Origin of the sequence: Methylobacterium sp. Leaf399 (assembly GCF_001424525.1) — a bacterium.
Classification (GTDB): domain Bacteria; phylum Pseudomonadota; class Alphaproteobacteria; order Rhizobiales; family Beijerinckiaceae; genus Methylobacterium.
The window spans coordinates 114,371-138,019 of sequence record NZ_LMQK01000031.1 but is presented as its reverse complement, the minus strand read 5'-3'; the positions used below and the strand labels follow the sequence as shown (position 1 = coordinate 138,019).

The 23,649-nt window shown below is 70.2% G+C and carries 25 protein-coding genes and 1 tRNA gene; 16 read left to right on the top strand and 10 right to left on the bottom strand.

Features of this window, described 5'->3' with window-relative positions; genetic code table 11:
* Positions 1-13: 13 nt before the first annotated feature.
* From ASG40_RS15670 to ASG40_RS15620, 12 genes are all read left to right on the top strand, one after another.
* On the top strand, positions 14-3,475 hold the full coding sequence (locus tag ASG40_RS15670; RefSeq protein WP_055887813.1) for a helicase-related protein: 3,462 nt from the start codon (positions 14-16) through the stop codon (positions 3,473-3,475).
* A gap of 16 nt (positions 3,476-3,491) precedes the next feature.
* Complete coding sequence (locus ASG40_RS15665) at positions 3,492-3,785, top strand: RNA-binding S4 domain-containing protein (protein WP_055887810.1); 294 nt, start codon at positions 3,492-3,494, stop codon at positions 3,783-3,785.
* A gap of 224 nt (positions 3,786-4,009) precedes the next feature.
* A complete protein-coding gene (fdxA, locus tag ASG40_RS15660; protein ID WP_055887807.1) occupies positions 4,010-4,348 on the top strand; it encodes a ferredoxin FdxA in 339 nt (112 codons plus the stop codon).
* Between the two features lie 495 nt (positions 4,349-4,843).
* Positions 4,844-5,419, top strand: coding sequence for a CarD family transcriptional regulator (locus ASG40_RS15655; protein ID WP_055887804.1), 576 nt, complete (start codon positions 4,844-4,846; stop codon positions 5,417-5,419).
* Between the two features lie 282 nt (positions 5,420-5,701).
* Entirely contained in the window at positions 5,702-6,574 is an 873-nt protein-coding gene (locus ASG40_RS15650) for an RNA polymerase factor sigma-32 (protein ID WP_055887801.1), read from the top strand.
* 149 nt (positions 6,575-6,723) lie between these two features.
* The gene (locus ASG40_RS21310; protein ID WP_156387758.1) at positions 6,724-6,957 is read left to right on the top strand and encodes a hypothetical protein; all 234 of its coding nucleotides are present in this window, start codon (positions 6,724-6,726) and stop codon (positions 6,955-6,957) included.
* Positions 6,958-7,071: 114 nt separating this feature from the next.
* A complete protein-coding gene (locus ASG40_RS15645; RefSeq protein ID WP_244480638.1) occupies positions 7,072-7,779 on the top strand; it encodes a 4'-phosphopantetheinyl transferase family protein in 708 nt (235 codons plus the stop codon).
* A gap of 97 nt (positions 7,780-7,876) precedes the next feature.
* Positions 7,877-7,953 (top strand) — tRNA-Pro (locus ASG40_RS15640).
* 87 nt (positions 7,954-8,040) lie between these two features.
* Positions 8,041-10,104 (top strand): glycosyltransferase, encoded by a 2,064-nt coding sequence (locus tag ASG40_RS15635; protein WP_244480637.1) that lies wholly within the window; start codon positions 8,041-8,043, stop codon positions 10,102-10,104.
* Entirely contained in the window at positions 10,101-11,189 is a 1,089-nt protein-coding gene (locus ASG40_RS15630) for a glycosyltransferase (RefSeq protein ID WP_055887789.1), read from the top strand. The genes ASG40_RS15635 and ASG40_RS15630 overlap by 4 nt, the downstream gene beginning before the upstream one ends.
* Before the next feature lie 280 nt (positions 11,190-11,469).
* The gene (locus tag ASG40_RS15625) at positions 11,470-12,939 is read left to right on the top strand and encodes a GumC family protein (protein ID WP_055887787.1); all 1,470 of its coding nucleotides are present in this window, start codon (positions 11,470-11,472) and stop codon (positions 12,937-12,939) included.
* A gap of 164 nt (positions 12,940-13,103) precedes the next feature.
* The gene (locus ASG40_RS15620) at positions 13,104-13,901 is read left to right on the top strand and encodes a WecB/TagA/CpsF family glycosyltransferase (RefSeq protein ID WP_082494453.1); all 798 of its coding nucleotides are present in this window, start codon (positions 13,104-13,106) and stop codon (positions 13,899-13,901) included.
* Between the two features lie 12 nt (positions 13,902-13,913).
* On the opposite strand, the gene ASG40_RS15615 is transcribed toward ASG40_RS15620, so the two are convergent.
* The 5 genes from ASG40_RS15615 to ASG40_RS15595 form a co-directional block, all read right to left on the bottom strand.
* Complete coding sequence (locus tag ASG40_RS15615) at positions 13,914-14,483, bottom strand: NUDIX domain-containing protein (protein ID WP_055887784.1); 570 nt, start codon at positions 14,481-14,483, stop codon at positions 13,914-13,916.
* Positions 14,484-14,615: 132 nt separating this feature from the next.
* Entirely contained in the window at positions 14,616-14,867 is a 252-nt protein-coding gene (locus ASG40_RS15610; protein ID WP_055887781.1) for a sulfurtransferase TusA family protein, read from the bottom strand.
* A gap of 86 nt (positions 14,868-14,953) precedes the next feature.
* Positions 14,954-15,388, bottom strand: coding sequence for a hypothetical protein (locus ASG40_RS15605; RefSeq protein WP_055888091.1), 435 nt, complete (start codon positions 15,386-15,388; stop codon positions 14,954-14,956).
* A gap of 189 nt (positions 15,389-15,577) precedes the next feature.
* Complete coding sequence (locus tag ASG40_RS15600) at positions 15,578-16,945, bottom strand: glutamate--cysteine ligase (protein ID WP_055887778.1); 1,368 nt, start codon at positions 16,943-16,945, stop codon at positions 15,578-15,580.
* A 143-nt stretch (positions 16,946-17,088) separates the two neighbouring features.
* Positions 17,089-17,841 carry a 16S rRNA (uracil(1498)-N(3))-methyltransferase gene (locus ASG40_RS15595; protein ID WP_055887776.1) on the bottom strand — a complete coding sequence of 251 codons (753 nt, stop codon included), beginning with the start codon at positions 17,839-17,841 and terminating at the stop codon, positions 17,089-17,091.
* Between the two features lie 315 nt (positions 17,842-18,156).
* On the opposite strand from ASG40_RS15595, the gene ASG40_RS15590 reads away from it, so the two are divergent.
* Together ASG40_RS15590 and ubiA are read left to right on the top strand one after the other, a co-directional pair.
* Positions 18,157-18,597, top strand: coding sequence for a hypothetical protein (locus tag ASG40_RS15590; protein ID WP_443136626.1), 441 nt, complete (start codon positions 18,157-18,159; stop codon positions 18,595-18,597).
* 10 nt (positions 18,598-18,607) lie between these two features.
* Positions 18,608-19,555: a 4-hydroxybenzoate octaprenyltransferase gene (ubiA, locus tag ASG40_RS15585; protein ID WP_055887772.1), complete on the top strand. Its 948-nt coding sequence runs from the start codon at positions 18,608-18,610 to the stop codon at positions 19,553-19,555.
* Positions 19,556-19,568: 13 nt separating this feature from the next.
* Here ubiA and ASG40_RS15580 read toward each other — a convergent pair whose 3' ends face one another.
* Positions 19,569-20,081, bottom strand: a complete 513-nt coding sequence (locus tag ASG40_RS15580) for a DUF6101 family protein (RefSeq protein ID WP_055887769.1) — start codon at positions 20,079-20,081, stop codon at positions 19,569-19,571.
* Positions 20,082-20,398: 317 nt separating this feature from the next.
* On the opposite strand from ASG40_RS15580, the gene ASG40_RS15575 reads away from it, so the two are divergent.
* Complete coding sequence (locus ASG40_RS15575) at positions 20,399-21,229, top strand: 3'(2'),5'-bisphosphate nucleotidase CysQ (protein ID WP_082524105.1); 831 nt, start codon at positions 20,399-20,401, stop codon at positions 21,227-21,229.
* A 139-nt stretch (positions 21,230-21,368) separates the two neighbouring features.
* Here ASG40_RS15575 and ASG40_RS15570 read toward each other — a convergent pair whose 3' ends face one another.
* Positions 21,369-21,620: a hypothetical protein gene (locus ASG40_RS15570; protein WP_055887766.1), complete on the bottom strand. Its 252-nt coding sequence runs from the start codon at positions 21,618-21,620 to the stop codon at positions 21,369-21,371.
* A 194-nt stretch (positions 21,621-21,814) separates the two neighbouring features.
* The gene (locus ASG40_RS15565; protein ID WP_055887763.1) at positions 21,815-22,024 is read right to left on the bottom strand and encodes a cold-shock protein; all 210 of its coding nucleotides are present in this window, start codon (positions 22,022-22,024) and stop codon (positions 21,815-21,817) included.
* A gap of 289 nt (positions 22,025-22,313) precedes the next feature.
* Between ASG40_RS15565 and ASG40_RS15560 the strand changes: the two genes are divergently transcribed.
* Positions 22,314-22,703, top strand: a complete 390-nt coding sequence (locus tag ASG40_RS15560) for a hypothetical protein (protein ID WP_055887760.1) — start codon at positions 22,314-22,316, stop codon at positions 22,701-22,703.
* Between the two features lie 7 nt (positions 22,704-22,710).
* On the opposite strand, the gene ASG40_RS20750 is transcribed toward ASG40_RS15560, so the two are convergent.
* A complete protein-coding gene (locus tag ASG40_RS20750; protein ID WP_056409316.1) occupies positions 22,711-22,929 on the bottom strand; it encodes a hypothetical protein in 219 nt (72 codons plus the stop codon).
* Positions 22,930-23,156: 227 nt separating this feature from the next.
* Positions 23,157-23,456, bottom strand: coding sequence for a hypothetical protein (locus ASG40_RS15555; protein ID WP_055887757.1), 300 nt, complete (start codon positions 23,454-23,456; stop codon positions 23,157-23,159).
* Between the last annotated feature and the right edge of the window lie 193 nt (positions 23,457-23,649).

The window sequence follows — 23,649 nt, the reverse complement described above, 5'->3', positions numbered from 1 at the left end:
CCGCTCCCTCACGATGACCCGCCGTTCCCTCCCCCCGCAGGCCCGCTCGCGCGGCGTCACGGCGGTGCTCGGGCCGACCAATACCGGCAAGACGCATCTGGCCATCGAGCGGATGCTGGCGCATCAGACCGGCATGATCGGCCTGCCGCTGCGGCTGCTGGCGCGGGAGGTGTACCTGCGCGTCGTGGCACGGGTGGGGGTCGACAAGGTCGCCCTCGTCACCGGCGAGGAGAAGATCAAGCCGGACCGGCCGCGCTACTGGATCTGCACCATCGAGGCGATGCCGCGCGACCTCGACCTCGCCTTCGTCGCCATCGACGAGATCCAGCTCGCCGCCGACATGGACCGCGGCCACGTCTTCACCGACCGCCTGCTGCACCAGCGCGGCCGCGACGAGACCCTGCTGATCGGCTCGTCCACCATGCTGCCGCTGGTGCAGTCGCTGATCCCCGGCATCGAGACCACGACCCGGCCGCGCCTGTCGAAACTCACCTTCGCGGGCGACAAGAAGCTCTCGCGCCTGCCACGACGCACCGCCATCGTCGCCTTCTCGGCCGAGGAGGTCTACGCCATCGCCGAGCTGATCCGGCGCCAGCGCGGCGGGGCGGCGGTGGTGCTCGGCGCCCTGTCGCCGCGCACCCGCAACAGCCAGGTGGAGCTCTACCAGTCCGGCGACGTGGACTACCTCGTGGCCACCGACGCGGTCGGCATGGGCCTCAACCTCGATGTCGACCACGTCGCCTTCGCCGCCAATTGGAAGTACGACGGCACCCGCTTCCGCAAGCTGACGCCCCCCGAGATGGGCCAGATCGCCGGACGGGCCGGGCGCCACCTGTCGGACGGCACCTTCGGGTCCACCGGCCGCTGCCCGGGTTTCGAGCCCGAGATGGTCGAGGCCCTGGAGAGCCACAGCTTCGAGCCCCTGCGCGTCCTGCAATGGCGCAACCCGGACCTCGCCTTCGATTCTCTCAAGGCCCTGCAGGAAAGCCTCGACGAGCATCCGCACGAAAAGGGCCTGACCCGCGCGCCCATGGGCGAGGACCAGTCGGCCCTGGAAATCCTGATGCGCGAGGACGACATCCGCGACCTCGCGCAGGGACGGGCGGCGGTGCAGCGGCTGTGGGACACCTGCGGCGTGCCCGACTACCGCAAGGTCCATCCCCAGACCCACGCCGACCTCGTGGCCCAGCTCTACCGCTTCCTCATGCGGGGGATGGCCGGGCGCATCCCCGACGACTGGTTCGCCAAGCACGTCGCCATGATCGACCGCATCGACGGCGACATCGACGCGCTGTCCCAGCGGATCGCGCAGGGGAGGACCTGGACCTTCGTCGCGAATCGCCCCGACTGGCTTCGCGATCCCCTGCATTGGCAGGGCGAGACGCGTCGGGTAGAGGACAGGCTGTCCGATGCCCTGCACGAGCGCCTTGCGAGCCGTTTCGTCGACAGGCGCACCAGCGTCCTGATGCGGCGCCTCAGAGAGAAGACGATGTTGGAAGCTGAGATCACCGCCGGCGGCGATGTCACCGTCGAGGGGCAGCATGTCGGCCACCTGCATGGCTTCCAGTTCGTGCCCGATCCGGGCGCGGAGGGCCATGAGGCCAAGACCTTGCGCAGTGCCGCCGAGAAGGCCCTGGCCGGCGAGATCGAGGCGCGGGCCGAGCGGTTCTCGGCGGCGGCCGATTCCGTCGTCGTGCTGTCGCACGACGGCGTGATCCGCTGGACCGGCGACCCCGTCGCCAAGCTGACGCCCGGCGACAAGCTGTTCGAGCCGCACATCCGCCTCCTGGCCGACGAGCAGCTCACCGGCCCCGCCCGCGACAAGGTCGAGGCACGGCTCACCGCCTGGCTCAAGGCGCATGTCGTGCGCCTGCTCGGGCCGCTGATGGAGATCGAGACCGCGGCCGACCTCGTCGGCCTGTCCAAGGGCATCGGCTACCAGGTGGTCGAGGCGCTCGGCGTCCTCGAGCGGTCGAAGGTGATGCACGAGATGCGCAGCCTCGACCAGGACGGCCGCGGCGCCCTGCGCCGTCATGGCGTCCGGTTCGGCGCCTACCACATCTTCCTGCCGGCCCTCCTCAAGCCGGCGCCGCGCACCCTCGCGGCCCAGCTCTGGGCCCTCAAGAACGGCGGCCTCGACCAGCGCGGCCTCGACGAGATCGCGCATCTGGCCGGCTCCGGCCGCACCTCGATCAAGGTCGACCCCGAGATCGCCAAGGGGCTCTACCGCGCCGCCGGCTTCCGGGTCTGCGGCGAACGGGCCGTGCGCGTCGACATCCTCGAGCGCTTGGCCGACCTGATCCGCCCGGCCATCGCCTACCGGCCCGGCACCACGGCGGGCGACGCGCCGGCGGGGGCGGCCGACGAGGATACCTTCGTGCCGACGGTGGGCATGACCTCCCTGGTCGGCTGCTCGGGCGAGGATTTCGCGTCGATCCTGAAGTCACTGGGCTACGCGCCCGAAACCCGACCGGGTACGGCGATCACCGTGCCGCTGATCCCGGCGGCGGCCACGAAGCCGATCTCGCCGGCCGCCGCGGCCGAAGCCGGCGACGAGCCCCGCGATGGCGATATCGCCGCGGCGGCACAGGACGGCGAGAGCGCCCCCGAGCCGACCGCCCCCGACGCGGAAGCGGGCGGGACCGTCGAGGAGATGCCGGTGGAGCCGGATTCGGTCGCCGCGCCCGAAGCGATCGCCGAGGCCGAAGAAACCTTCGCGCCTGAAGTAATCACCGCGCCAGAAGAGATCGCCGAGGCCGGCTCGCAGGTCGTTCCGGGCTCGACCCCCGATTCCGTCCTGCCCGACGAGACGCCGGCCGCGGTCGAAGAGGCCGTCGCCGAGACAAGCGCCGAAGTCGCATCGGACGATGCGGCGGCCGGGCAGGAGACCGCCGAGCAGGACACCGTCGAGCAGGAGACGCCCGAGCCGGTGGCCGATGCGGCTGCGATTGCCGGCGATGTCGACGTGGTCGCCGGGGATGCCTCGTCGGAATCGGTCGAGGCTCCCGCCGAAGCGGAAGAGCCCGCTGCGGAAGGCGTGGTGACCGAGGTCTGGCGTCTCCAGCGCCAGCAGCGCAATCCCAACCCGCGCCAGAACCGGCCCCGTGGCGGACGCGATGCGCCGGCCTCGGCCGGTCGGGGCCCAGGGGCCGGCCGTCAGGACGACCGCGGCCAGCAGGATCGCCGCCCCGGCGCGGCCGGCGCTCCCGACAACCGGCGCAACCGCTCGGGCGAGGCACCCCGCCTCGGCGCGGAAGGCCGCGAAGCCCGGCCCGAGGGCGGCCGGCCGCAGCGCCGCGAGCGTTTCGAGCCGGGCCGCACCCGCCCCGAGCGCCGCGACGAGCCGCGAAACGCACCCCCGCGCGAGGACCAGCGGCCGGCCCGGCGCGAGCGGGCCCCGGACCCGGATTCGCCCTTCGCCAAGCTCGCCGCCCTCAAGGCGCAGCTCGAGGCGGGAGACGGCGGCAAGCGTTAGGCGATCGCGGCGGGCGATGAAGGCCGACCGGCAGCGGCTCGACAAGTGGCTCTGGTTCGCGCGGTTCGCCAAGTCCCGCGCCTTGGCCGCACGCCTCGTCACCGACGGCTTCGTCCGGGTCAACGGCGTACGGGCGCAGAGCACGTCGCGGGCCGTGGCTTGTGGCGACGTCCTCACCGTGGCGGCCGCCCATGCCACCGCGACGGTCAGGATCCGCGATCTCGGGGACCGGCGCGGGCCGGCCCCGGAGGCGCGCCTCCTCTACGACGACCTGTCCGCAGGCGCCTCCGATCCGGCGACCAACGCGTGATGTGGGAGTACCGAGGGAGCGTACGGACCGGGACCTGCGCCGACCCGGCGCTTGTCACGTCGTTTGGCAGCGTCTAGAGCCCTGGCTGCCGAAGGAAAGCCGAAAACGGGCATCCCTCGGCCGAACCCGTTAACCGTCATGCAAGATCGCTGACGCACCATCCCGTGACCAAGTCCGAGGCGACTTGAGGGCTCCGGGCCACCGGATCGAGGACTGAAGGCTCAATGACCTACGTCGTCACCGAGAACTGCATCAAGTGCAAGTACATGGACTGCGTCGAGGTCTGTCCGGTCGATTGCTTCTATGAAGGCGAGAACATGCTCGTCATTCATCCGGACGAATGCATCGATTGCGGCGTCTGCGAGCCGGAATGTCCCGCCGAGGCGATCAAGCCCGACACGGAACCGAGCCTCGAGAGTTGGCTGAAGGTCAACGCCGACTACGCCAAGAGCTGGCCCAACATCACCCAGAAGAAGGACGCTCCGGGCGACGCCAAGGAGTGGGACGGCATCGCCGGCAAGTTCGACGCGCATTTCTCCGCCAATCCCGGCACGGGCGATTGAGGCAACCCTCGCGCTCGCCCTGTTGGCGACCGCGATGACGATCCGTCGACCGCGCTGCCGGCCCTCGTGCGCTCGCGGATAGCGGCCGGTGATGCTGCGGGTGCGTGCAGGACCGAAGCGCGAAATCCTGCCCGTTTCCCACCGCCCCGCCTGAACACGCTCCGGCAATCCTTTGATTTGCCATGCCGTTTGTGGTACACGGTGTGCCTGCCGTCGTTCGCGCCTGACGTGCTTTCTCCGACCGCTCCTGGTGGCTTCCAACGTCGTGTTGGGAAACGGATATTGCATGCGATCGACTGTGAGGATCGCCCCGGCGCCTCTCACGGTCCTTCATTCGTGAAGTCCGATCGACGGCAAGCCCAGGGAAACCCGGTGGCCTCCTGCGAGACTCGCAGAGGGCCGGCGGGTAGGGGCTCAGACCGGGTGACCCACCCCGGGCGACACGTTGCAGCGCGGGTTTTTCATACCGCGTGATGTTCTGGAGGCGCTTCTCGCATGACCACAGCTAAGAAGACGACGGCTGGCCGCCAAGGCTTCAAGACGGGAGAAGCGGTGGTTTATCCGGCTCACGGTGTCGGTCGCATCACGGCGATCGAGGAGCAGGAGATCGCCGGATACAAGCTCGAGCTGTTCGTGGTCTCCTTCGAGAAGGACAAGATGGTCCTGCGCGTCCCGACCGCCAAGGCCAACAGCGTCGGCATGCGCAAGCTGGCCGAGCCGGAACTGGTGAAGAAGGCCCTCGACGTGCTGACGGGCCGCGCCCGGATCAAGCGGACGATGTGGTCGCGCCGCGCCCAGGAGTACGAGGCCAAGATCAATTCCGGCGATCTCCTGTCGGTGACCGAGGTCGTGCGCGACCTGTTCCGGTCCGAGGCTCAGCCCGAGCAATCCTACAGCGAGAGGCAGCTCTACGAGGCGGCCCTCGACCGGATCGTGCGGGAGATTTCGGCCGTGAACCGGGTCACCGAGACCGAGGCCCTCAAGCTGATCGAGCAGAGCCTGGCGAAATCACCCCGTCGCGCCAAGGGTGAGGCCGAGCCCGAGGAAGACGTCCAGGAAGAAGCCGCCTGAGGGTCCCCCCGGCGAGCATCGGGCGAACGATAGGGTCTGAAAATCCCGGCATCCCCCCGTCGTCCGACGGTTCGAATTCGACACAGCCCGGTGCGCGAGCATCGGGCTTTTTTCATCGCACGGTCCCGCGTCATCATGCCCCGTCGGCGAGACGCCCGGAACCATGGCTCCCGCCCTAGGTTGTCGCAGGCCTGACAAAGGTCTGAAGGTCGTCGTCTGTTCGCCCGGGAAACCCCGGTGGCCGCGACAGACGCGCTCGATGCAGGAAACGCGGAGGCGGGCATGGCGGATATCGCTGGGATACGTCGGCAGTTCATTCGTACCGCGATGGAGGCCCCCTTCCTCGCCCGCGACGAGGAACGCGGCCTCGCCGTCGCGTGGAAGGACAGCCGCAACGAACAGGCCCTGCACCGCCTCATCTCCGCCCACATGCGGCTCGTCATCGCCATCGCCGGCCGCTTCCGCCACTACGGATTGCCGATGGCCGACCTCGTCCAGGAAGGTCACGTCGGGTTGATGGAGGCCGCCGCCCGGTTCGAGCCGGAGCGCGAGGTACGGTTCTCCACCTATGCCACATGGTGGATCCGTGCATCGATCCAGGATTACATCCTGCGCAACTGGTCGATCGTCCGCGGCGGCACGAGTTCGGCGCAGAAGGCCCTGTTCTTCAACCTGCGACGCCTGCGTGCCCGTCTCATGCAGTCCACCGAGGAGCATGTGGGCGACGAGATCCATCGGCGCATCGCCACCGCCATCGGCGTGTCCCGCGAGGACGTAGCCCTGATGGACGCGAGGCTGTCCGGTCCTGACATGTCGTTGAACGCCCCCATCGGCGACGAGGGTGAGACCTCCTCCGAACGGATGGACTTCCTCGTCGACGGGGCCGACTTGCCCGACCAGACCGTCTCCGAATCCGTCGACGGCGAACGGCGCCTGACGTGGCTGAACGAAGCCCTCGCCGTCCTGTCGGAGCGCGAACTGCGCATCCTTCGGGAGCGCCGGCTCGCGGAAGACCAGGCGACCCTCGAGGCCCTGGGCCAGCGCCTCGGCATCTCCAAGGAGCGGGTTCGGCAGATCGAGAACCGCGCGTTGGAGAAGCTGCGCCGCGCTTTGGCGGAGCGTTTCCCGCAGACGGGCGGCAACGTCTACGGCTGACGTCTGGCAGCGCCCCCCGCCGGAACGCCGCGTTGCAATTTTATGACAGCGCCGTCCGCGTTTGACGAAAATCGGATTTAGCGGACGCCGTGGGGTGTACGCCTGCGACGGACCCGTGAAACCTGGGCGCCCTTCGACGCGGGTTCACCATGACCGATCACTCCCCTTCCTGGACGCCGATCCTCTTGATCGTCGGCACCTTCCTGGCCCCCGTGGTCGTCGCCGTGTCGGTCCCTTGCGACATGGGGTGGCCGGCTTTCTGCGGCCTGGTTTACGGCGTCGTGGCAGCATCCGAATGTGCGTATCTGGCGTGGCTCTTCCTCGGACGGTCGTCGTCGGCGCAAGCGGCTTGGCGGCAATCGGATTGGAACACGCACACCTGACAGTGCGGCGACCGGACCGGTCGCCCGCGCCATTCGATCGTGGCCGCCAGAAGGTCGGGACCTCGGCAGGTCCGGCCTTGCCCTGAGATGCGGGTCGCGAAGACGGCGGACGACGTGGCAAGCGGCGTCTGGGTCGTCGACCTCTCCCGTGAGCACCTGGGGCCTGCGGCCGTCAACGCCATCCTGTCGCCGGACGAAATCGCGCGGGCCGACCGCTTCCTGAGGCCGGCCGACCGCCGCCGCTTCCTCGGCAGTCATCTCGCGGTACGGCTCGTTCTCGGGCGCGCCCTGGGCATCGATCCCGCTGATCTGGACTTCGCGGCCGGGCCGAACGGAAAGCCGGAGCTGAAGCCCCGCGGGCGGGACCGGCTCGACTTCAACCTGTCGCACTCCGGCGATTTCGCCCTGATCGGCGTCTCGCGCCAGGGCGCGATCGGCGTCGACGTGGAAGTCGCTCGTCCGATCGCGGACACCTTGCGCGTCGCGCGCGCTCATTTCGCGCCGAGCGAAATCCAGACCCTCGAAGGCTGCACATCGGAGGCCCTTCCCGGCGCCTTCTTCGCATGCTGGACGTGCAAGGAAGCCTTCGTGAAGGCCACCGGCGCCGGCCTGTCGATGCGACTCGACCGGTTCGCCGTGACGATCCCTCCCGCACCGGCACGGGTCGTCTCCATCGATGGGGATGCGACGGCGGGGCGGACCTGGAGCCTGCACCGCCTCGCACCGGCTCCCGGCCATGTCGGCGCCGTCGCCATCGCGGCGCCCGATACCGCCTGCGAGGTGCTGCATCTGGAGCCCGGTTGGGCGCGGGCGCGCTGGTGAGGCCGCGGCGACGACAGTCGGGACGACCGCAACGATCCGCTTGCGGCGACCGACCGGGGTCGCTATAGCTCCGGGCGTCGGCGGCAACGCCGGCTGTCGGAGTGTAGCGCAGTCTGGTAGCGCACCACGTTCGGGACGTGGGGGTCGTAGGTTCGAATCCTATCACTCCGACCAATTTTCCCGCATACCGTTTCCATCGTCGCCGAATGCCTTGGGCGAGCCGGACACGGTTCTGACGCACTCGGCCGTTTGGCGGGATACGTGCTGGCGACGGTCCCGGACCCTGGAACGGCGCGGTTCGGCGAGGCGGCGCACGGCGTCGCCGGGTGGCCCTTCGACGCCGAACCCTCACCGCCTCTGCCCCTTGCCCTTCCCGACGGTAGTCCCTGGCCTTCGGTCACCGTCATCGTCCTGGAAGGGGGCGACGCCACCGACCTTGCGGCGACACTGGCCGCGATCCACCGCCAGACCTACCCGGCACTCGACCATCGGATCGCCGCGGCGAGCCCCTCGACATTCGAACGCTCGGTCGCGGGCCGTGATGCCGATGCGGTGATCGTGCTGCGCGCGGGCGACCTCCTCGCACCGGATGCCGTGGCGGCGATGGCGTTCGAAGCGGCCATGACGGGTGCGCAGGTGGTGACCGGCCTGCGGGTCCTCTACGACCGTGCGGTCCTCGCCATCGACGTCGTCGCCCATCCCCCCGGCCGAATCGGCGCGACCGCCCCGGCGATACTGGACGCCGCCCCACCCGGCTTCGGAGAATGGCTCCTCGACCGGCGCGCCATTGAACGGGCCGGCGGCCTCGACCTGTCCGGCACGCAGCCGATGGCGGACCTCTGGCGGCGCATGGCCGCTAACGGCGCCCGCCTCGCGCGGGTCGGCAGGCCGGTGGTGCTGCAGCGGGTCGACGCCGAGGCCCATGGGGCGCACCCGCCGGCCGCCGGCCTGTCGATCGTCTCGCTCACCGACATCGGCTACACGGCCGGCGCCGGCATCGCACATCGCCGCCTCGCGGAGGCGCTGAGCCTGGCGGGCCACCGCATCGCCCACGTCAGGCTCGCCGACGAATCGCCGCCGGCCGCCGCCGAATGGACGGACGCCTTTCCACGCTCTGAACAGGCGATCCTCGCGGGCGGCCACGACCTCGTCCTCGCCGGCAACCTCCACGGCACCACCCGCAGCACCCGCGTCCTCGCCCGCCTGGGGAAGCACCTGCCGGTCGTCGCCGTCCTGCACGACCTGTTTCCACTCACCGGCCGCTGCGCCTTTCCCAAAGGGTGCGCGATCATCGCGAGCGGATGCAGCGCCGCCTGCCCGTCACCGGACTATTATCCCCAGTTGGCCCCGAGCCGGATCGCGCGTGCGCATGCCGACAAGCGTGACGTGCTGGTGGAGGCCGGCGCGCCCCTGCTCCTGGCCAATTCCGCCTGGACGCGAGAGGCGGCGCGCGATCTCGCGCCGGCCTCGACGCGGATCGCCCAGATCGACCTCGCCTTCCCCACAGGCGTCTTTCGCCCCGGCGACCGCGCCGACCTGCGGCGCCGGCTCGGCCTGCCGCCGGACGACGTCATCGTGATGTTCGGGGCGGTGATCGTGGATGCACCGGGCAAGGGCTTTGCCGATCTGGTGGCGATTTTCCGTCGCGTGGCGAGGCCGGGCATCCGCTTCGTGGCGGCCGGGCGGCTCGACGATCCGTCCGTGTTCGGCCTGCCCGATCTCATCAGCACCGGGCCGATCGGCGACGAGGCGGTGCTGGCCGATTGGTACCGCGCCTGCGACGTCTACCTCACCGCCAGCCAGACCGAGACCCTCGGCCAGACGCCGATCGAAGCCGGGCTGTGCGGAACGCCGACGGTCGCCTACCGCTCCTGCGGCCTCACCACCGCCGTCATCGACGGCGTCTCGGGCCTCCTCGCCCCCACCGACCCGATGGCGCTCGCGGCCCTGCTCGCGCGGCTGATCGACGATGCCGGCCTGCGCCGCGATCTCGGCGCCTGGGGCCGCATCGCGCTGGAGAACCGCAACAGCTACGCGGCGGCGGCCCTGCGCTTCGACGACGTGGCCCGGCGGGAGGGTTTCGCGGCCTCGAGCGCCCTCGGCGGCCGCGTCCGGCTGTCGCCGGATCTCCTGGGGTATTACGCCTTCGCCGCACGCCGCCATCCGGGGGAGACGGGAACGGTGCCCGCCGACAGTGGTGCCGCCACGCGATACCTGCGCCGGGCCAAGCACGCCGTATTGGGGCGGGGAATGCCGCCGTGGCTCCGGCGCTTCCTCCACCTTGCCAGCCTCGCCCGGCGCCGCCTGAACGGGACGTCCCGATGACCAGCGCATCCGATCGCAGGCGGATCTATGTCGACCAGACCCACCTGCGCGGCCACGTCACCGGCATCGAGCGGGTGGCGATGGAGCTCGTGTCCTCGCAGACCCTGGCGCCGCACGAGGTGCGCGAGATCAGGAGCAGCGGGCTCGCCAGCCTCGTCGCCTGGCAGCAGGTCGGGCTGCCGGCCCTGGGCCTCGCCGACCGGTCGGCGCTCTTCGTCTTCCCCGGCTTCCCGCCCGGCCCCCTCAGCGTGCTCCTCGGCGAACGGTGCATCACCTACGTCTACGACACCTTTCTCATCACGCGGCCGCAGGAATTGAACTGGAAGAGCCGCGTCTACATGGCGCCGAGCTTCCGCTTCGCGGCGCGCTTCGGGCAGCGGTTCCTCGTCATCTCGCGTACCACCGGCGCCGCCCTGCGCGCCTTCTGCCGGGACGATGCCCTGGTCGCCCTGCTGCGGCCGCCGGTGCGCGACGTCTTCGGCCTCGCCGACATGAGCGGCCCGGCGGTCCATCGGCCCGGCGATCCCCTGCGCCTGCTGGCGGTGGGAACCATCGAACCACGCAAGGACTACCCGGCGGCCATCGCCATCGTCGCCGCCCTCAACGCCGCCGGCATGCCGGCCGAGCTTCACGTCGTCGGCCGGACCGGTTGGGGGCAGCATGCCTTCCTCGCCGATCCGCCTCCCTTCCTCACCCTGCACGGCTATCTCGACGATGCCGGGTTGAAGGCGCTGGCCGGGCGCTGCCACCTCCTGATCTCGACGTCACGCGCCGAAGGTCTCGGCCTGCCGCTGCTCGAACTCCAGCATGGCGGCATGCCGGTGGTGGCGCCCGAGGGCGAGGTCTTCGCCGAGGTGCTGGGTTCCTCCGGCCTCTTCATCGCTCCGGACGATCCGGGCAAGGCGGCCGCGACCCTGATCGAGGCGGTCCGGACAGGGCGGCTCGGCGAGCTGGCGGCCCGCGCCAGACCTAACGTCGCCCGCTGGAACGCCCTAGCCGGCGCCGACGCCGAACGCTTCCGGGCCTTCCTGGTTCGCGGCGTCGAGGCCTACGCGGACGATCCGGAGGCGGTGGTCGGGCCCTGATCGTGAAAAGGCCGCAGCCGCATCCCGCGACGGCCCTGCGGCGGGTCCGCCGCCGGTCATGCACCGGGGATCGCGATCTCGGTAGACGCACGCGTTGACCGGCCGGCGATTGTCGCCGCTCCTGTCCGACGGGGCGAGAGCGGAAGGCCGGCACGAAAACCATGGCACGCCCGATGCGAATTTTCGTGTGCAACTGGCGTCGGCAGGGCCGATCGTGCCGAAACGGCACGATCCTGCGTCTTGTGGAGAGTGGCGGCGTAGCGTTCGGGGACCACGGCAGATGTTCGATTTCGGAAACGACGTCAGGGGCGAACCGGTGACCATGGCGGCGCCGGCCGAGCCCGGCCTCGACGGCCGGGCGATCCTGCGGCGCCTGCGCCAGGGTTTCGGCTTCATCGTGCTGACGGCCTTGTTCATGGTCGCCGTGGCGGTGGCCGCCCTGACGATGCTGGCGCCCCGCTACGCCTCCGGCATCCAGATCCTGGTGGACCCCGCGGACCTGCGGGTGCTCGACAACGACATCAGCAACCGCACGCCACAGGCCGACAGCGGCGTCTCGCTCGCCGAGAGTCAGGTGCGGGTGATCCAGTCGGACAACGTCCTGCTGCGCGTCGTGCGCAAGCTCGACCTGGCCTCCGACGACGAGTTCCTACGGCCGCCCTCCACCAGCCCGCTGGTCAACAGCGTCAAGCAGGTGCTCGGCATGGAGCCGCCGCCGGGCGGCAGCGATCCGGTCAACATCGCCCTCGATTCCCTTCGGCTGAAGACCACCGTGCGCCGGCCCGAACGGACCTTCGTCATCGACGTCATCGTCGAGACGCAGGAGCCCGAAAAGTCTGCCCGGATCGCCAACGCCATGGGCGACGCCTTCTTCGCGGAGGAAGCCGCCGCGCGCACCGACATCGCCCGGCGCGCCTCGGAATCGCTCACCGGCCGGCTCGCCGCCCTGCGCCAGGCGGTGGAGGAGGCCGAGCGCAAGGTCGTGCGCTATCGCCAGGACAACAAGCTCGTGAGCACCAGCGGCCGGCTGCTGAGCGACCAGCAGCTCGGCGACCTCAACCAGCAGCTCGTCACCGCCTCGATCCGCACCGCCGAGGCCCGCGAGCGCCTCGACCAGGCCAAGCGGATGCGGGCCGGCGAGGCCGGGACCGCCCTGCCCGAGATGCTGCAATCCACCGAAATGCAGAACCTGCGCCAGCAATACGCGACGCTCTCGCGCACCACCGCCGAGCTCGCGACCCGACTCGGCGAGCGCCACCCGGCCATGGCCGAGCAATACGCCCAGCAGCGCGACCTCCAGCGCCTGATCCAGCGCGAGAAGGAGCGGATCATCGACACGTCCAAGAAGGACTACGACCGCTCCGCGGCGAGCGAGGCCGCCATCCGCAAGAGCCTGGAGGGCGCCAAGGCCGAGACCGCCGCCAACGACCGCGCCAACGTGGGCCTGCGCGAACTGGAGCGTGAGCTCGACGCGCGCAAGGCGGTCTACGAAACCTTCCTGCGGCGCTCGCGCGAGACCAACGAACAGGAGCGGCTCAACAACGCGAACGTGCGCATCATCTCGTCGGCGACGCCGGCGCGGGTGCGCAGCTGGCCGCCCTCCCCCAAGGTGGTCCTGCCCCTCGCCCTCGGGGTCGGCGTGCTGCTCGGCGCCCTCATCGCGCTGTTCCTGGGCGCGGGTCGCGACCGCAAGCGCCGGGAACCGGACGTGGTGATCCCGGGCCGCAGCTTTCGCGCCGTCGACGCCTGACCCGTGGCCGGGGCGACGCGCCGCAGTGGCCCGATGTTCGCAACGGGCATTCCGTATTCCCGGCGGCGTCGATGGTGTTGGGGCCCTGGATGGAAGTCGGTATGGCTGGGCGCGCGCCCCGCAACGTCGACGGCGGATGCGTGCGGCGCGGTAGGATCGAATGAATGGGCCTGAAACTGTTCGGTCTCGACTTCACGAAGGGGAGCGCGCGGGAGGTGCTCGCCGCCGCCGCGGCTGCCGACCACGGCCGGCCGCGCCTCGTCGTAACCGCCAACATGGACCACATCATCAGCCTGTCCGAGAACGCCGCCTTCCGCCGCGCCTATGACGGCGCCGCGGCGCGGACCCTCGACGGGATGCCGCTCGTTTGGCTGGCGCTCCTGCGGGGGCAGCGAGACGCCCGCCGCGTCACCGGCCACGACATTCTCGCCGAGGCCCTGGGCGAACCCTGGACGCCGCAGCGCCGGGTCTTCGTCGTCTGTGCCAGCGACCGGGTGGCCGACGCCGCCAGGGCCAGGATCCTGAGGGATGGCGGCACGCCGGACGCCGTGGCCGTGGCGGTCCCGCCAACCGGCTTCGAGCGGGACGCCGTCTACGGGGCCGATCTCGCCCAGCGCGTGAAGGCCCATGGCACCACGCTCCTCGTGATGGCGGTGGGCGCGCCGCGTTCCGAGATCTGGGTCGACCAGCACGGGACGGCGCTCGGGGCTCCCCTGGTCGTCGCGGTGGGCGACGCCTTGAGCGTCGCGGCGGGGCTGCAGACCCGGGCGCCGGTGTTCATGCAGCGCAACGGGCTCGAATGGCTGTACCGGTTCGCCCACGATCCCCGGCGCCTGTTCCACCGGTACTTCGTCCGCTCCTGGCGTTTCCTGGCGCTGATCGGGACGGAGTTCTCCGACGGACGAAGCGATCCTCCGGGACCGATGCGCCCCAAGGCGGACCGCGTCTCCTCGAACCTGTGATCGCGGCCCGCGTCAGGCGGCGAACAGGTCGGGATGGCGTACCCGCAGGGTCAGGACCAGCATCAGGGTCTTGAGGTCGGTGAGTTCGCCCCGGTCGCTCATCGCCGCCAGGGTCGACAGGGCGATCTCGTGGACGGTGATCGTCTCCTGCTCCTCGGAGAGGCCGCCGCCCTCCCCGTGCCGGTCGGCGGCGCCGTAGGGAGCGAGGTAGAAGTCCATCTGTTCGGTGGAGATCCCCGGCATGCTCCAGCCGCAGGTGACGTGCTCGAGGTCGCGCAGCGTCACGCCGACCTCCTCGCTCGCCTCCCGCCGTGCGCCCTCCTCCGGGTCGGGCTCGTCGAGGAGGCCGGCGGGCACCTCGAGGAGGGAGGGAATTCCGGCGGCGAAGAAGGCGGCCGGCCTGAACTGTTCCGCGAGCAGGGCCACCCGGCGCACCGGATCGTAGGGCAGCACGGCGACGGCACGACCGTGGTCTTCGATCTCGCGCTTGATCCGGCTTCCGTCCTCGAGGGTGATCTCGGCCACGAGGAACCGGCTCCAGCCATCGTGCAGAATACGGGTGCCGCGGATCACCGGTGCCATGCTGTCCTTTCCCGGCCGGACGACCGTCGCCCGCGGCGACGCTCCCGGCTCCAAAGGCCGGGTACCAGACGAGATGGAGCACGATTGAGGCAGGCGTACCGGTTCGGTGCACCGGCGTAGGGCGAACGGCCGTCACTCGGGCGCGAAAACCCGCGTTCCCCGGCGGATCGTGAAGCGGATGGCCTCGCCGTGCCGGCCCTGACCTTCGAGGACGTCACCCTCCTCCCGCACGAGGTGGGGAATATCGATCGCCGCTAGCGGATCGGTGCAGACGACGGCGAGGGTTCGTCCGGGGGACAGCCGGCGCAGGGCACGGCGGGTCTGGAGCACCGGCAGCGGGCACTTCAGGCCGGTGAGATCGAGTTCGACGAGATCGTCCGACATTGTCAACCGAACACTGGTCATCTCATGAAAAAGCCCCGCCGGGCGGTCGCGCCGGCGGGGCCTGTCTCGAGGGTCGGTCGTTACGGTCAGTAGCCGTAGCCGTAGGCCGGGTAGCCGTAGACCGGACGGGCGTAGCCGTAGCCGTAGACCGGGCGGGCATAGCCGTAACCACCGCCGTAGCCGTAGCCGCCACCGTAACCACCGCCGTAGCCGTAACCGCGGTCGTAGTAGCCGTAACGGGGAGCGGCGCTGGCGGCGAGGGCGCCACCGATGATGCCGAGGGCGGCACCGGCCGCCAGGGCGCCGCCGACGCCGACACCGCGACGGCCGTAACCGCGACCGTAGCCACCGCCGTAGTAGCCGCCGCCGCGATAGCGGACCTCCTCGACATGGGCCGGCTGACCGGCGATCTGGTTGGCGTTCACTGCGGCCAGCGGCGTGGCCTGCGACGGGGTGAAGGACCCGGCGGTCATGGCGACGGCGGTCGTTCCGGCGAGGGCGAGAGACATGATGCGCGACATGCGGAAAATCTCCATCTCTTGAAGTATGCTGTTTCTGCAACAGGCAAGATGAACCATAGCCGAACGGATGAGTTCCATGCGTGCGTGTGGACACGCCGTCATCGGATGCGCGCGGCTTGCCCGAGAAACGCGCGCGGCTCGCCCGAGAAATGCCCGCGGCTCGCCCGGGAGGCCCCGGGCAGGCGGCGCTCAGAACGTGCAGGTTCGGAAGGCGGGTTCGACGGACCTCTGCCATTCGCCCTCGAAGAGGGCCAGGCGCTCTTCGGCGAGGGATCGCCCGGCTGCGACGATCTCCTCCAGGGGGCGCAGATAGACGCACTCGTCGCGGCCGGTCCCGTCGCGGCGACCGCGCGCCGACAGCCCGCGCCGTGCGATGGCCAGTGCTTCGGCGGCGACCGCACCGACGCTGCGGCCGCCCACGGTGGCCGCGAGCCCGAGGCGCGGCACGGTGGCGCGCAGGGAATCGCGCTCCGCCGACGTCCACTCCCGCACCAGCTCCCATGCGTCGGCGAGGGCGTCGGCGTCGTAGAGCAGACCGGCCCAGAAGGCCGCCTGCGCGGCGATCATCGCCGGACCGCCGACGTCCGCCCCGCGCATCTCGATGAAGCGCTTCAGCCGCACCTCCGGGAAGGCCGTGGAGGCGTGGTTGGCCCAGTCCGATACCGTGGCGTATTCGCCCGGAAGGGTGGCGAGCCGCCCCGCCATCAGGTCGCGGAAGGAGGCGCCCGAAACGTCGTGATAGGTCTCGCCGCGCTTGACGAAATACATCGGCATGTCGAGCAACCACTCGACGTAGGCGTCGTAACCGAAGCCCGCCTCGAAGGCGCGCGGCAGCATGCCGGTGCGGTCGCCGTCGGTATGGCGCCAGATCTCGGAGCGGCGGGAGAGGAAACCGTTGGGCCGCCCGTCGGCGAACGGTGAATTGGCAAACAGCGCCGTCGCCACCGGCTGCAGGGCGAGGGCCACCCGCATCTTGGTGGCCATGTCGGCCTCGGACGAGAAATCGAGGTTCACCTGCACGGTGGCGGTGCGCAGCATCATGTCGAGGCCGAGCGTGCCGACCTTGGGCATGTAGGCGGCCATGATGCGGTAGCGGCTCTTGGGCATCACCGGCGTCTCGGCCCGTGTCCACTTCGGGCTCATGCCGAGGTCGAGGAAGCCGATTCCCATGGGCTCGGCCACCGCGGCCACGGCGTCGAGATGGGCGCCGAGTTCGGCCATGGTGCCGTGAACGTCGGGCACCGGTGCGCCCGACAGCTCGAACTGGCCGCCGGGCTCCAGCGAGATCGCGCCGCCCTCCGCGCCGGCCAGGCCGATGAGATGGCCGGCATCCTCGATCGCCTCCCAGCCCGTGCGACGGGCGACGCCTTCGAGGAGGGCGCGGATGCCGCGTGTCCCCTCGTAGGGCACCGGGCGGTTGTCGGCGCGGTAGAAGGGGATCTTCTCGTGTTCGGTGCCGATGGCGAACTGCGAACGCGGCTTCTCGCCGGCCGCAAACCACGCGACGAGTTCGTCACGCGTGGTGAGCGGCGTGGTGTCGGACGTATCGCGCGCCATGCGCTGCCTCACGAAAAAAGTACGGCGGAAAAAAGAGGACGGACCGTCCCCTTGCAGGAAGGCGCGCCGGATCGGGGCGGAACCGCCACGGCCGATGTGGGCTCCTTAGTCCAGCGGGCAAGGGCGGACAACGCGCCGTGGCATCAGCGTGTGTCGCCGAGCACCGACTGCACCAGCGCGAGTGCCACCACGGCGGCGGTATCGGCCCGCAGGATACGCGGCCCCAGCGACAGGGCCACGGTGTTGGGCCGCGCCGAGACCAGGTCGCGCTCCTCCCGCGAGAAGCCGCCCTCGGGGCCGATCAGCACCGCCAGCGGCGGCGGCGCGGCGGGATCGGCCGCCGCCCTCAGGGCGGCGATGGGATCGGCGATCGGCGCGTCCTCGTCGCAGAACACCAGGAGCCGGTCCGGGGCGAGGTCGGCGAGGGCCGCGGGCAGGCGCACCGCCGGCGGCAGGTCGGGAATGGCGAGGATGCCGCATTGCTCGGCGGCCTCGATGGCGTTGGCGCGCAGGCGGTCGGCGTTGATGGTCTCGCCCTGGGTATGGCGGGTGAAGACCGGGCGGATGGTGCCGGCCCCCATCTCCACGGCCTTCTGGGCGAGGTAGTCGAGCCTCGCCGTCTTGAGGGGCGCGAACAGGTAATGCAGGTCCGCGGCCGCCGGCTGCGGCCGCAACCGCTCGCGCAGGTGCAGGTCGGCGCTCTTGCGGCCGGTCTGTGCGATCTCGGCGCGCCACTCGCCGTCGCGGCCGTTGAACACCAGCACCGGGTCCGTCGGCACCCGGCGCATGACGGTGAGGAGATAGTTCGCCTGCGCCCTGTCCAGGGGCAGAACCGCATCCGCCGACAGCGGCCGGTCGATGTAGAGGCGGGGCGCGGTGAAGTCGTAGGCGGCCATGGCGCGCTTGGTCGCGCGGTTGCCCGAGCCCTGTCAACGGCCGTGCGGCGCGGCGCGGAACGCGGCATTGCATAAATACAACACCGAGCGGATTTCGCGTCTTTGCCCACAAGGCCGACGCCGCGATCCTTTGCAGCTCGAAAGACGCCACATTCCTATGCGGAAACGGGCGCCGATCGAGGTCGTCGCAGCGGACGAGCCGCCCGCGACCGATGGTGTCGCGACGGCGAGGTCGCTCGGGCTCGGGCATGTCGCCCTCGAGCCGGGCGAGGAGAGGGAGGTCTTGAAATGTCTTTCATGCGTATCGCCGTGGCGATGACGGCACTGCTCGGCGGTCTCGCGGCCGCCGGTCCCGCCCTGGCCCAGAGCGCCGAGTGCGGCGAGATCCAGAAGACGCTGCAGGCCCGCAAGGACCTCGTGGCCAAGGCCAACGTGGCCTCGTCGGCCAAGGTGAAGATGACGCCGCAGGCCGCCTGCGCCCTGTTCGGCAAGCTCCAGTCCAACGGTACCGAAGGCCTGAAGTGGATCTCGGCCAACAAGGAGTGGTGCTCGATCCCCGATTCGTTCGCCGAGGGCTTCAAGGCCGATCACACCAAGGTCGTCGGCATCCGCACCAAGGTGTGCAACGTCGCCGCCCAGGCCACCAAGATGGAGGCCCAGGCCCGCGCCCAGGCTCAGAACGGCGGCGGCGGTGGCGGCCTGCTCGGCGGCCCCGGCCTCACCGGCAGCCTGAAGATGCCGCAGGGCGCCCTCTGAGCCTGCCGGCGTGACAGCCCCGCCGGTCGTCGAAGACCGCGTCGCCGATGCGGTGAGCGGGCATTGGGTCGATCGCCGGGCGCCACGCCCGGCGCGGCCCTACCTGCGTCTGGCGCGGATCGACCGGCCGATCGGCTGGTGGCTGCTGCTGCTGCCGTGCTGGTGGTCCTCGGCGCTCGCGGCGATCGCAGCGGGGCGTGCCCTGCCCGATCCCTGGCACCTGGTCCTGTTCCTCGTGGGCGCCATCGCCATGCGCGGGGCCGGATCCACCTACAACGACATCGCCGACCGCGACCTCGACGCGCAGGTCGCGCGCACCCGCAACCGCCCTCTCCCCTCCGGGCAGGTCCGGGCGCGACAGGCCGCCGTCTTCCTGGTGGTGCAGGCCCTCGTCGGCCTCGCCGTGCTGGTGCAGTTCAACGCCGTCGCCATCGCGGTGGGCGTGGCCTCGCTGGTGCCGGTGGCGATCTATCCGTTCATGAAGCGCGTCATGCCGATGCCGCAGCTCGTCCTCGGGCTGGCGTTCTCCTGGGGCGCGCTGATGGGCTGGGTCGCCCTGTTCGGTGGGCTCCAGGCCCCCGCGCTCCTGCTCTACGGCGGCACCGTCGCCTGGGTGATCGGCTACGACACGATCTACGCCCTGCAGGACATCGAGGACGACGAGATCGCCGGCATCCGGTCTTCGGCGCGGTTCTTCGGCGAGCGGGTCAGGCTGGCCGTGGGCCTGTGCTACGGCGCGGCTGCGGCCCTCGTCTTCGCCGCCGGCTGGCAGGCGGGCATGGGCATGGTCGGGGCGCTGGGCGTCGGCCTGTTCGCCGCCCATCTCGGATGGCAGGTCCGGCGTCTGCGCGCACGCGACGGGCACGGAGCCCTGAGCCTCTTCCGATCCAACCGCGATGCCGGCCTGATCCTGTTTGCCGGCCTCGCCGCCGATGCGGCCTGGCAGGGTCTTCTCTAACCTTCACCCGACCTCAAGACAGCGCGCCGCCGACGATCTCCGATTCGCCGCGGTGGATGAGCGGGCGCACGGGAAGCTGGCCGGTCTTGCGCCGCACGAGGAAGCGGGGGCGCCGGTTGGTGAGGAACCCGTGGCGGCGACGCGCCTTGGTGGCCCCGAGGGCGACCGGGCCGATCTGGCGCGACACCGTGGCGAGTTCGCCGTCCTCGCGGACGATCATCCGCGGCAGGCCCGATTTCGCCGACACGTCGCGCCACAGCGCCACCACGTCGTCCTCGTCGAACGGGCCGAGGCGGCTGAGGGTGGCGCCGGCGGCATCGACGATCAGCAGGGCGAAGCGATCCTCGCCGCAGGTCTCGGCATCGCCCGCGGCGAAGCTGAGGGCGATGCCGGCGGGCGTGGCGCCACCGCAGATCCGCCCGAACATCGGCAGCCGCGAGACCACCGCATCGTGGGCGAGCGGCGCCACATCGTCCTGGACGATTCCGGCCTGGGCGCCGGCGGAGATGGTTGCGAAAGTCTTCATCGCGAGTATTGCCTTCTAGCTCGTGCCGGGCACAGTCGGGCTGTGCGTCATGACAAGAACATTGACCTCGCAACTCCTCTGTCCTCCTTAAGAGCGACAGTTAAGCGATCGTGGCCGGGGTGAAAGCGGCCGGAATGCTCAACGGTTCCTTGCCTCGATCCGCGAAACGGGAAGGCACCCGCGGCGCCTGCGATCCTTGTGGCGTCCCTGGCGCCGCCCTACAACGCGACGGTAGCCGCCCCGAGTCACGTCGTGACCGGTCTTCGGCCGTTCACGAAAAGCCCTTCAGCCCCACCCCGATCAGTCCCCGGAGCCGCATGTCCGCCTCGATGTCCCCCGACGCCGCTCGGGCCTTGCTGCCGGCGCTGCGCGAGACGATCCGCGAGGCGGCCGATCTCGCCCTGCCGTTCTTCCAGGCGGGCGGCCAGACACGGGCACGGATCTGGTCGAAAGCCGGGGGATCGCCGGTGACGGAGGCCGATGTCGCCGTGGACACCTTCCTCAAGATCAGGCTGAGCGGCCTGCTGCCGGAGGCGGCCTGGCTTTCCGAGGAGACCGCCGACGATGCCGTGCGCCTCGGCAGCGATCTGGTCTGGATCGTCGATCCCATCGACGGCACCCGGGCCTTCCTGTCCGGCCATCCCGACTGGTCGATCGCCGTGGCGCTCCTGGCCGGCGGCGTACCTGTGCTGGGCTTCGTCCACGCGCCGGTACCGGACCGGTTCTACGAAGCGGTGGCGGGGGGTGGCGCCACCTGCAACGGCACTCCGATCGCGGCCTCGGCGCAGGCGGACCTCGCCGGCGCCCGGGTCACCGGACCCAAGCCGATGATCGAGCGGCTGGCACGGGGCGGGACACGGGACGGCGTGAAGCCGCCGATGGTGCAGGTCGACCGCGTGCCGTCGCTGGCGCTGCGCATCGCGCGGGTCGCGGAAGGCTCGATCGACGTCGGGCTTGTCTCGTCGGATGCCCGTGATTGGGACCTTGCGGCCGCCGATCTGCTTCTCACCGAGGCGGGTGGCGCTGTCACGGACCCCGGCGGCACCCCGACCGCCTACAACCGCCCGGATCCCGTCCACGGCGAGCTGGTCGCGGTCTGCGGCGGCCTGCGTCACGCCGTGGTCGACGCCTTCGGCCGGCGCATATGAAAACCGCCACACTTTGCGGTGCGGCGGCGATGGTCGTTGCTATCGTATCGTGAAGGATCGGTCGCTACGCATCGGGCTAAGCTTTTAGGGCCGAGCCTGCACGGACGGTGACATCACCGTCCGTCGGGCGTCCCGTCGATCAGGCCCGGACGCTTTCGCGCAGGGCGATCGCGGAAGGAGCGAGCCCGAAACGCTCGGCCAGATGCCACCGCAGTTCACGAGGCGAATGATAGTTGTAGGACCGATCGATCCGATCGGTGAGGTCGACGGCGCCATCGTTCAGGCTTTTCACGTCACCGGTCCGCGCCTGTTTCAGCCGGGCCACTTTGAAGGTAACCGCATCGGTCACGGGCGAACGCGCTCCGCGCTGGCGGGTGTATTCGAACAGCATGTTGTTGTGTGTTGGCTTTCAGGTGTCCTAGGAGGTCGCCCTCGGGCGACTCGCTCCAGATTTGCTTGGATATCGTCTGTCGTATGTGCCATCCGGCAACGATCTCCCACGGGAGAAGGTCGTCGGAAAGCGGAGACCGGTCTTATCATCCGGCGTGGTGACGCCAGCCCGATGGGCACGACGTCGGAGGGGCGTCAGGCCGCCTGGAGGTTTCCAGCCGAATCCTTGCCGCTGCGCTTGTCCGTCTGGATCTCGTAGGAGATCTTCTGGCCCTCGACGAGGTTGCGCATGCCAGCCCGCTCGACTGCGGAGATGTGAACGAACACATCCTTGCCGCCGTCATCCGGCTGAATGAAGCCGTAGCCCTTGGTCTCGTTGAACCACTTAACAGTGCCGGTATTCACGAATAAAACCTCGTATCGTTCACGTCCCCACCGTGGTGGCTCATCGCTGAGCGTCGCACGCCAGGGTATTTTCAGTCCTGCGGGTACAGCTAAGGTCTCACACGCCGGCTGAGACAGGCGACCGCTCGACCTCGGCCCGCTACCCACTACTTAGGCTGAGGATGCGGCGGCAACAAGGCGTTTCGCCTGCATCCGCTGCCGCAGCCCCCCGAAACCCCGCAACCGGCCCCTGTGTTCTTCGCGCCCGGCTGTGCATATAAGAGTTCGGCCCCAGGCAGTTAGGCGATCCATGGCGGGTATTTCGGTTTCCCTCGAAGGCGCGAACATCCAGCTCTCCTTCCAGAAGGACGAGCAATCGACCGCCGTAGTGATGGACGCGCGGGCGGCCCGCGCCCTGGTGCGGGCTGTCGGCCATCTCCTCACCGCCATCGACGAACCGGACGACGCCGACACGATCGAGGACCTGAGCGACGAGGACATCGCCATGCTCGAGGTGACCTCGTCGGTGATCGAGGTGGGGACCGACGACAAGGGCCAAGCCGTCGTCGCCCTGCAAGCGGGTGCGCTGCCGCCTTTTCAACTGCGCCTGACGGACGAAGAAGCCCGTCACGTCGCGACGAGCCTCTCGGAGATTCTGAGTGCCCCGCGCGACGTTCGCGCCTCGCACGGGGACCATTGACGCGCGCCTACATTCTCACGCCGGGATCTGTCGGACCGCCGGGCAGGTAGTCCGGCTCGGAACCGGGGCCGCCGGGTTCGCCAATGCCGGGGTCGTCCACCGGGTAGGGAGACCGGGGGCCGGTCGGCCCGATGTCGGGGTCCTGGTCGGGGGGCGGTGGCATCGGCAGGTCGCCGGGGATGCCGCCGGGCAGGGGCTCTGGGATCGGTAGGCCTGGGTTGGCCATGGATTACCTCCTCTCGATCCGGGGTTGTGCAGGGTCAACCGATGCCCGCCGCAGGGGTTCCCGATTCGCGACTCGCGAGCGCCGGCGCCCCGACCCGCCAGTCTCCTCGCCCGACCGCGGATCGGGCTACGGATCAGAGCTCGGTTTGCACCAGACGCCGGAACGCGAAAGGGCCGGCCCCTCTCGGAGCCGGCCCTTCACCCGTCGATGATCGAGAGCGATTCGGCTCAGCGAGCCGGGCCGCCCGAGGTGTTGCCGGTGTTGGGGACGGTGCGGTTGTTCTGGTCGGCGTTGCCGCCCTTGGCGGAATCGGCGGCACCCATGCCGGCCGCACCGGGAGCGACAGGCGCCGCGTCCGGATTGGGGGCCATGCCACGGGTCGAGGGATTGTCGATCGGACCGCGGGTGGTGCTGCCGGCCTGCGGAACCGCCCGCTCAGGCTGGCTCACGTTGCCCGAGGGCGACTGGGCGAGGACCGGGGTCGCCGCAACGAGGGCAGAAGCGATCACGAAAGAAGTCAGACGCATCGGTAGGGTCCTTAACGGTCGAACGGGCCACCCTGAAACGCACGACAGCGTTTCCCCTGTGGCATCGCGGCAAGAACGATCCCGGCAGGGCCGTTGTTCCCCCCGTGACAGAACATCGGGCGTCGGCGTCAAGATCGCGCTCCGCCTGAAAGACCCCACGAAGTGCGAAACTCGCCGGAGACCTGATTGCATC

What these genes read in the sequence shown, in the direction of transcription:
- ASG40_RS15670 (WP_055887813.1), top strand. Translation starts at nt 14, where the DNA reads ATGACCCGCCGTTCCCTCCCCCCGCAGGCCCGCTCGCGCGGCGTCACG.
- ASG40_RS15665 (WP_055887810.1), top strand. Translation starts at nt 3,492, where the DNA reads ATGAAGGCCGACCGGCAGCGGCTCGACAAGTGGCTCTGGTTCGCGCGG.
- fdxA (WP_055887807.1), top strand. Translation starts at nt 4,010, where the DNA reads ATGACCTACGTCGTCACCGAGAACTGCATCAAGTGCAAGTACATGGAC.
- ASG40_RS15655 (WP_055887804.1), top strand. Translation starts at nt 4,844, where the DNA reads ATGACCACAGCTAAGAAGACGACGGCTGGCCGCCAAGGCTTCAAGACG.
- ASG40_RS15650 (WP_055887801.1), top strand. Translation starts at nt 5,702, where the DNA reads ATGGCGGATATCGCTGGGATACGTCGGCAGTTCATTCGTACCGCGATG.
- ASG40_RS21310 (WP_156387758.1), top strand. Translation starts at nt 6,724, where the DNA reads ATGACCGATCACTCCCCTTCCTGGACGCCGATCCTCTTGATCGTCGGC.
- ASG40_RS15630 (WP_055887789.1), top strand. Translation starts at nt 10,101, where the DNA reads ATGACCAGCGCATCCGATCGCAGGCGGATCTATGTCGACCAGACCCAC.
- ASG40_RS15625 (WP_055887787.1), top strand. Translation starts at nt 11,470, where the DNA reads ATGTTCGATTTCGGAAACGACGTCAGGGGCGAACCGGTGACCATGGCG.
- ASG40_RS15620 (WP_082494453.1), top strand. Translation starts at nt 13,104, where the DNA reads ATGGGCCTGAAACTGTTCGGTCTCGACTTCACGAAGGGGAGCGCGCGG.
- ASG40_RS15615 (WP_055887784.1), bottom strand. Translation starts at nt 14,483, where the DNA reads ATGGCACCGGTGATCCGCGGCACCCGTATTCTGCACGATGGCTGGAGC.
- ASG40_RS15610 (WP_055887781.1), bottom strand. Translation starts at nt 14,867, where the DNA reads ATGTCGGACGATCTCGTCGAACTCGATCTCACCGGCCTGAAGTGCCCG.
- ASG40_RS15605 (WP_055888091.1), bottom strand. Translation starts at nt 15,388, where the DNA reads ATGTCGCGCATCATGTCTCTCGCCCTCGCCGGAACGACCGCCGTCGCC.
- ASG40_RS15600 (WP_055887778.1), bottom strand. Translation starts at nt 16,945, where the DNA reads ATGGCGCGCGATACGTCCGACACCACGCCGCTCACCACGCGTGACGAA.
- ASG40_RS15595 (WP_055887776.1), bottom strand. Translation starts at nt 17,841, where the DNA reads ATGGCCGCCTACGACTTCACCGCGCCCCGCCTCTACATCGACCGGCCG.
- ASG40_RS15590 (WP_443136626.1), top strand. Translation starts at nt 18,157, where the DNA reads ATGACGGCACTGCTCGGCGGTCTCGCGGCCGCCGGTCCCGCCCTGGCC.
- ASG40_RS15580 (WP_055887769.1), bottom strand. Translation starts at nt 20,081, where the DNA reads ATGAAGACTTTCGCAACCATCTCCGCCGGCGCCCAGGCCGGAATCGTC.
- ASG40_RS15575 (WP_082524105.1), top strand. Translation starts at nt 20,399, where the DNA reads ATGTCCGCCTCGATGTCCCCCGACGCCGCTCGGGCCTTGCTGCCGGCG.
- ASG40_RS15570 (WP_055887766.1), bottom strand. Translation starts at nt 21,620, where the DNA reads ATGCTGTTCGAATACACCCGCCAGCGCGGAGCGCGTTCGCCCGTGACC.
- ASG40_RS15560 (WP_055887760.1), top strand. Translation starts at nt 22,314, where the DNA reads ATGGCGGGTATTTCGGTTTCCCTCGAAGGCGCGAACATCCAGCTCTCC.
- ASG40_RS20750 (WP_056409316.1), bottom strand. Translation starts at nt 22,929, where the DNA reads ATGGCCAACCCAGGCCTACCGATCCCAGAGCCCCTGCCCGGCGGCATC.
- ASG40_RS15555 (WP_055887757.1), bottom strand. Translation starts at nt 23,456, where the DNA reads ATGCGTCTGACTTCTTTCGTGATCGCTTCTGCCCTCGTTGCGGCGACC.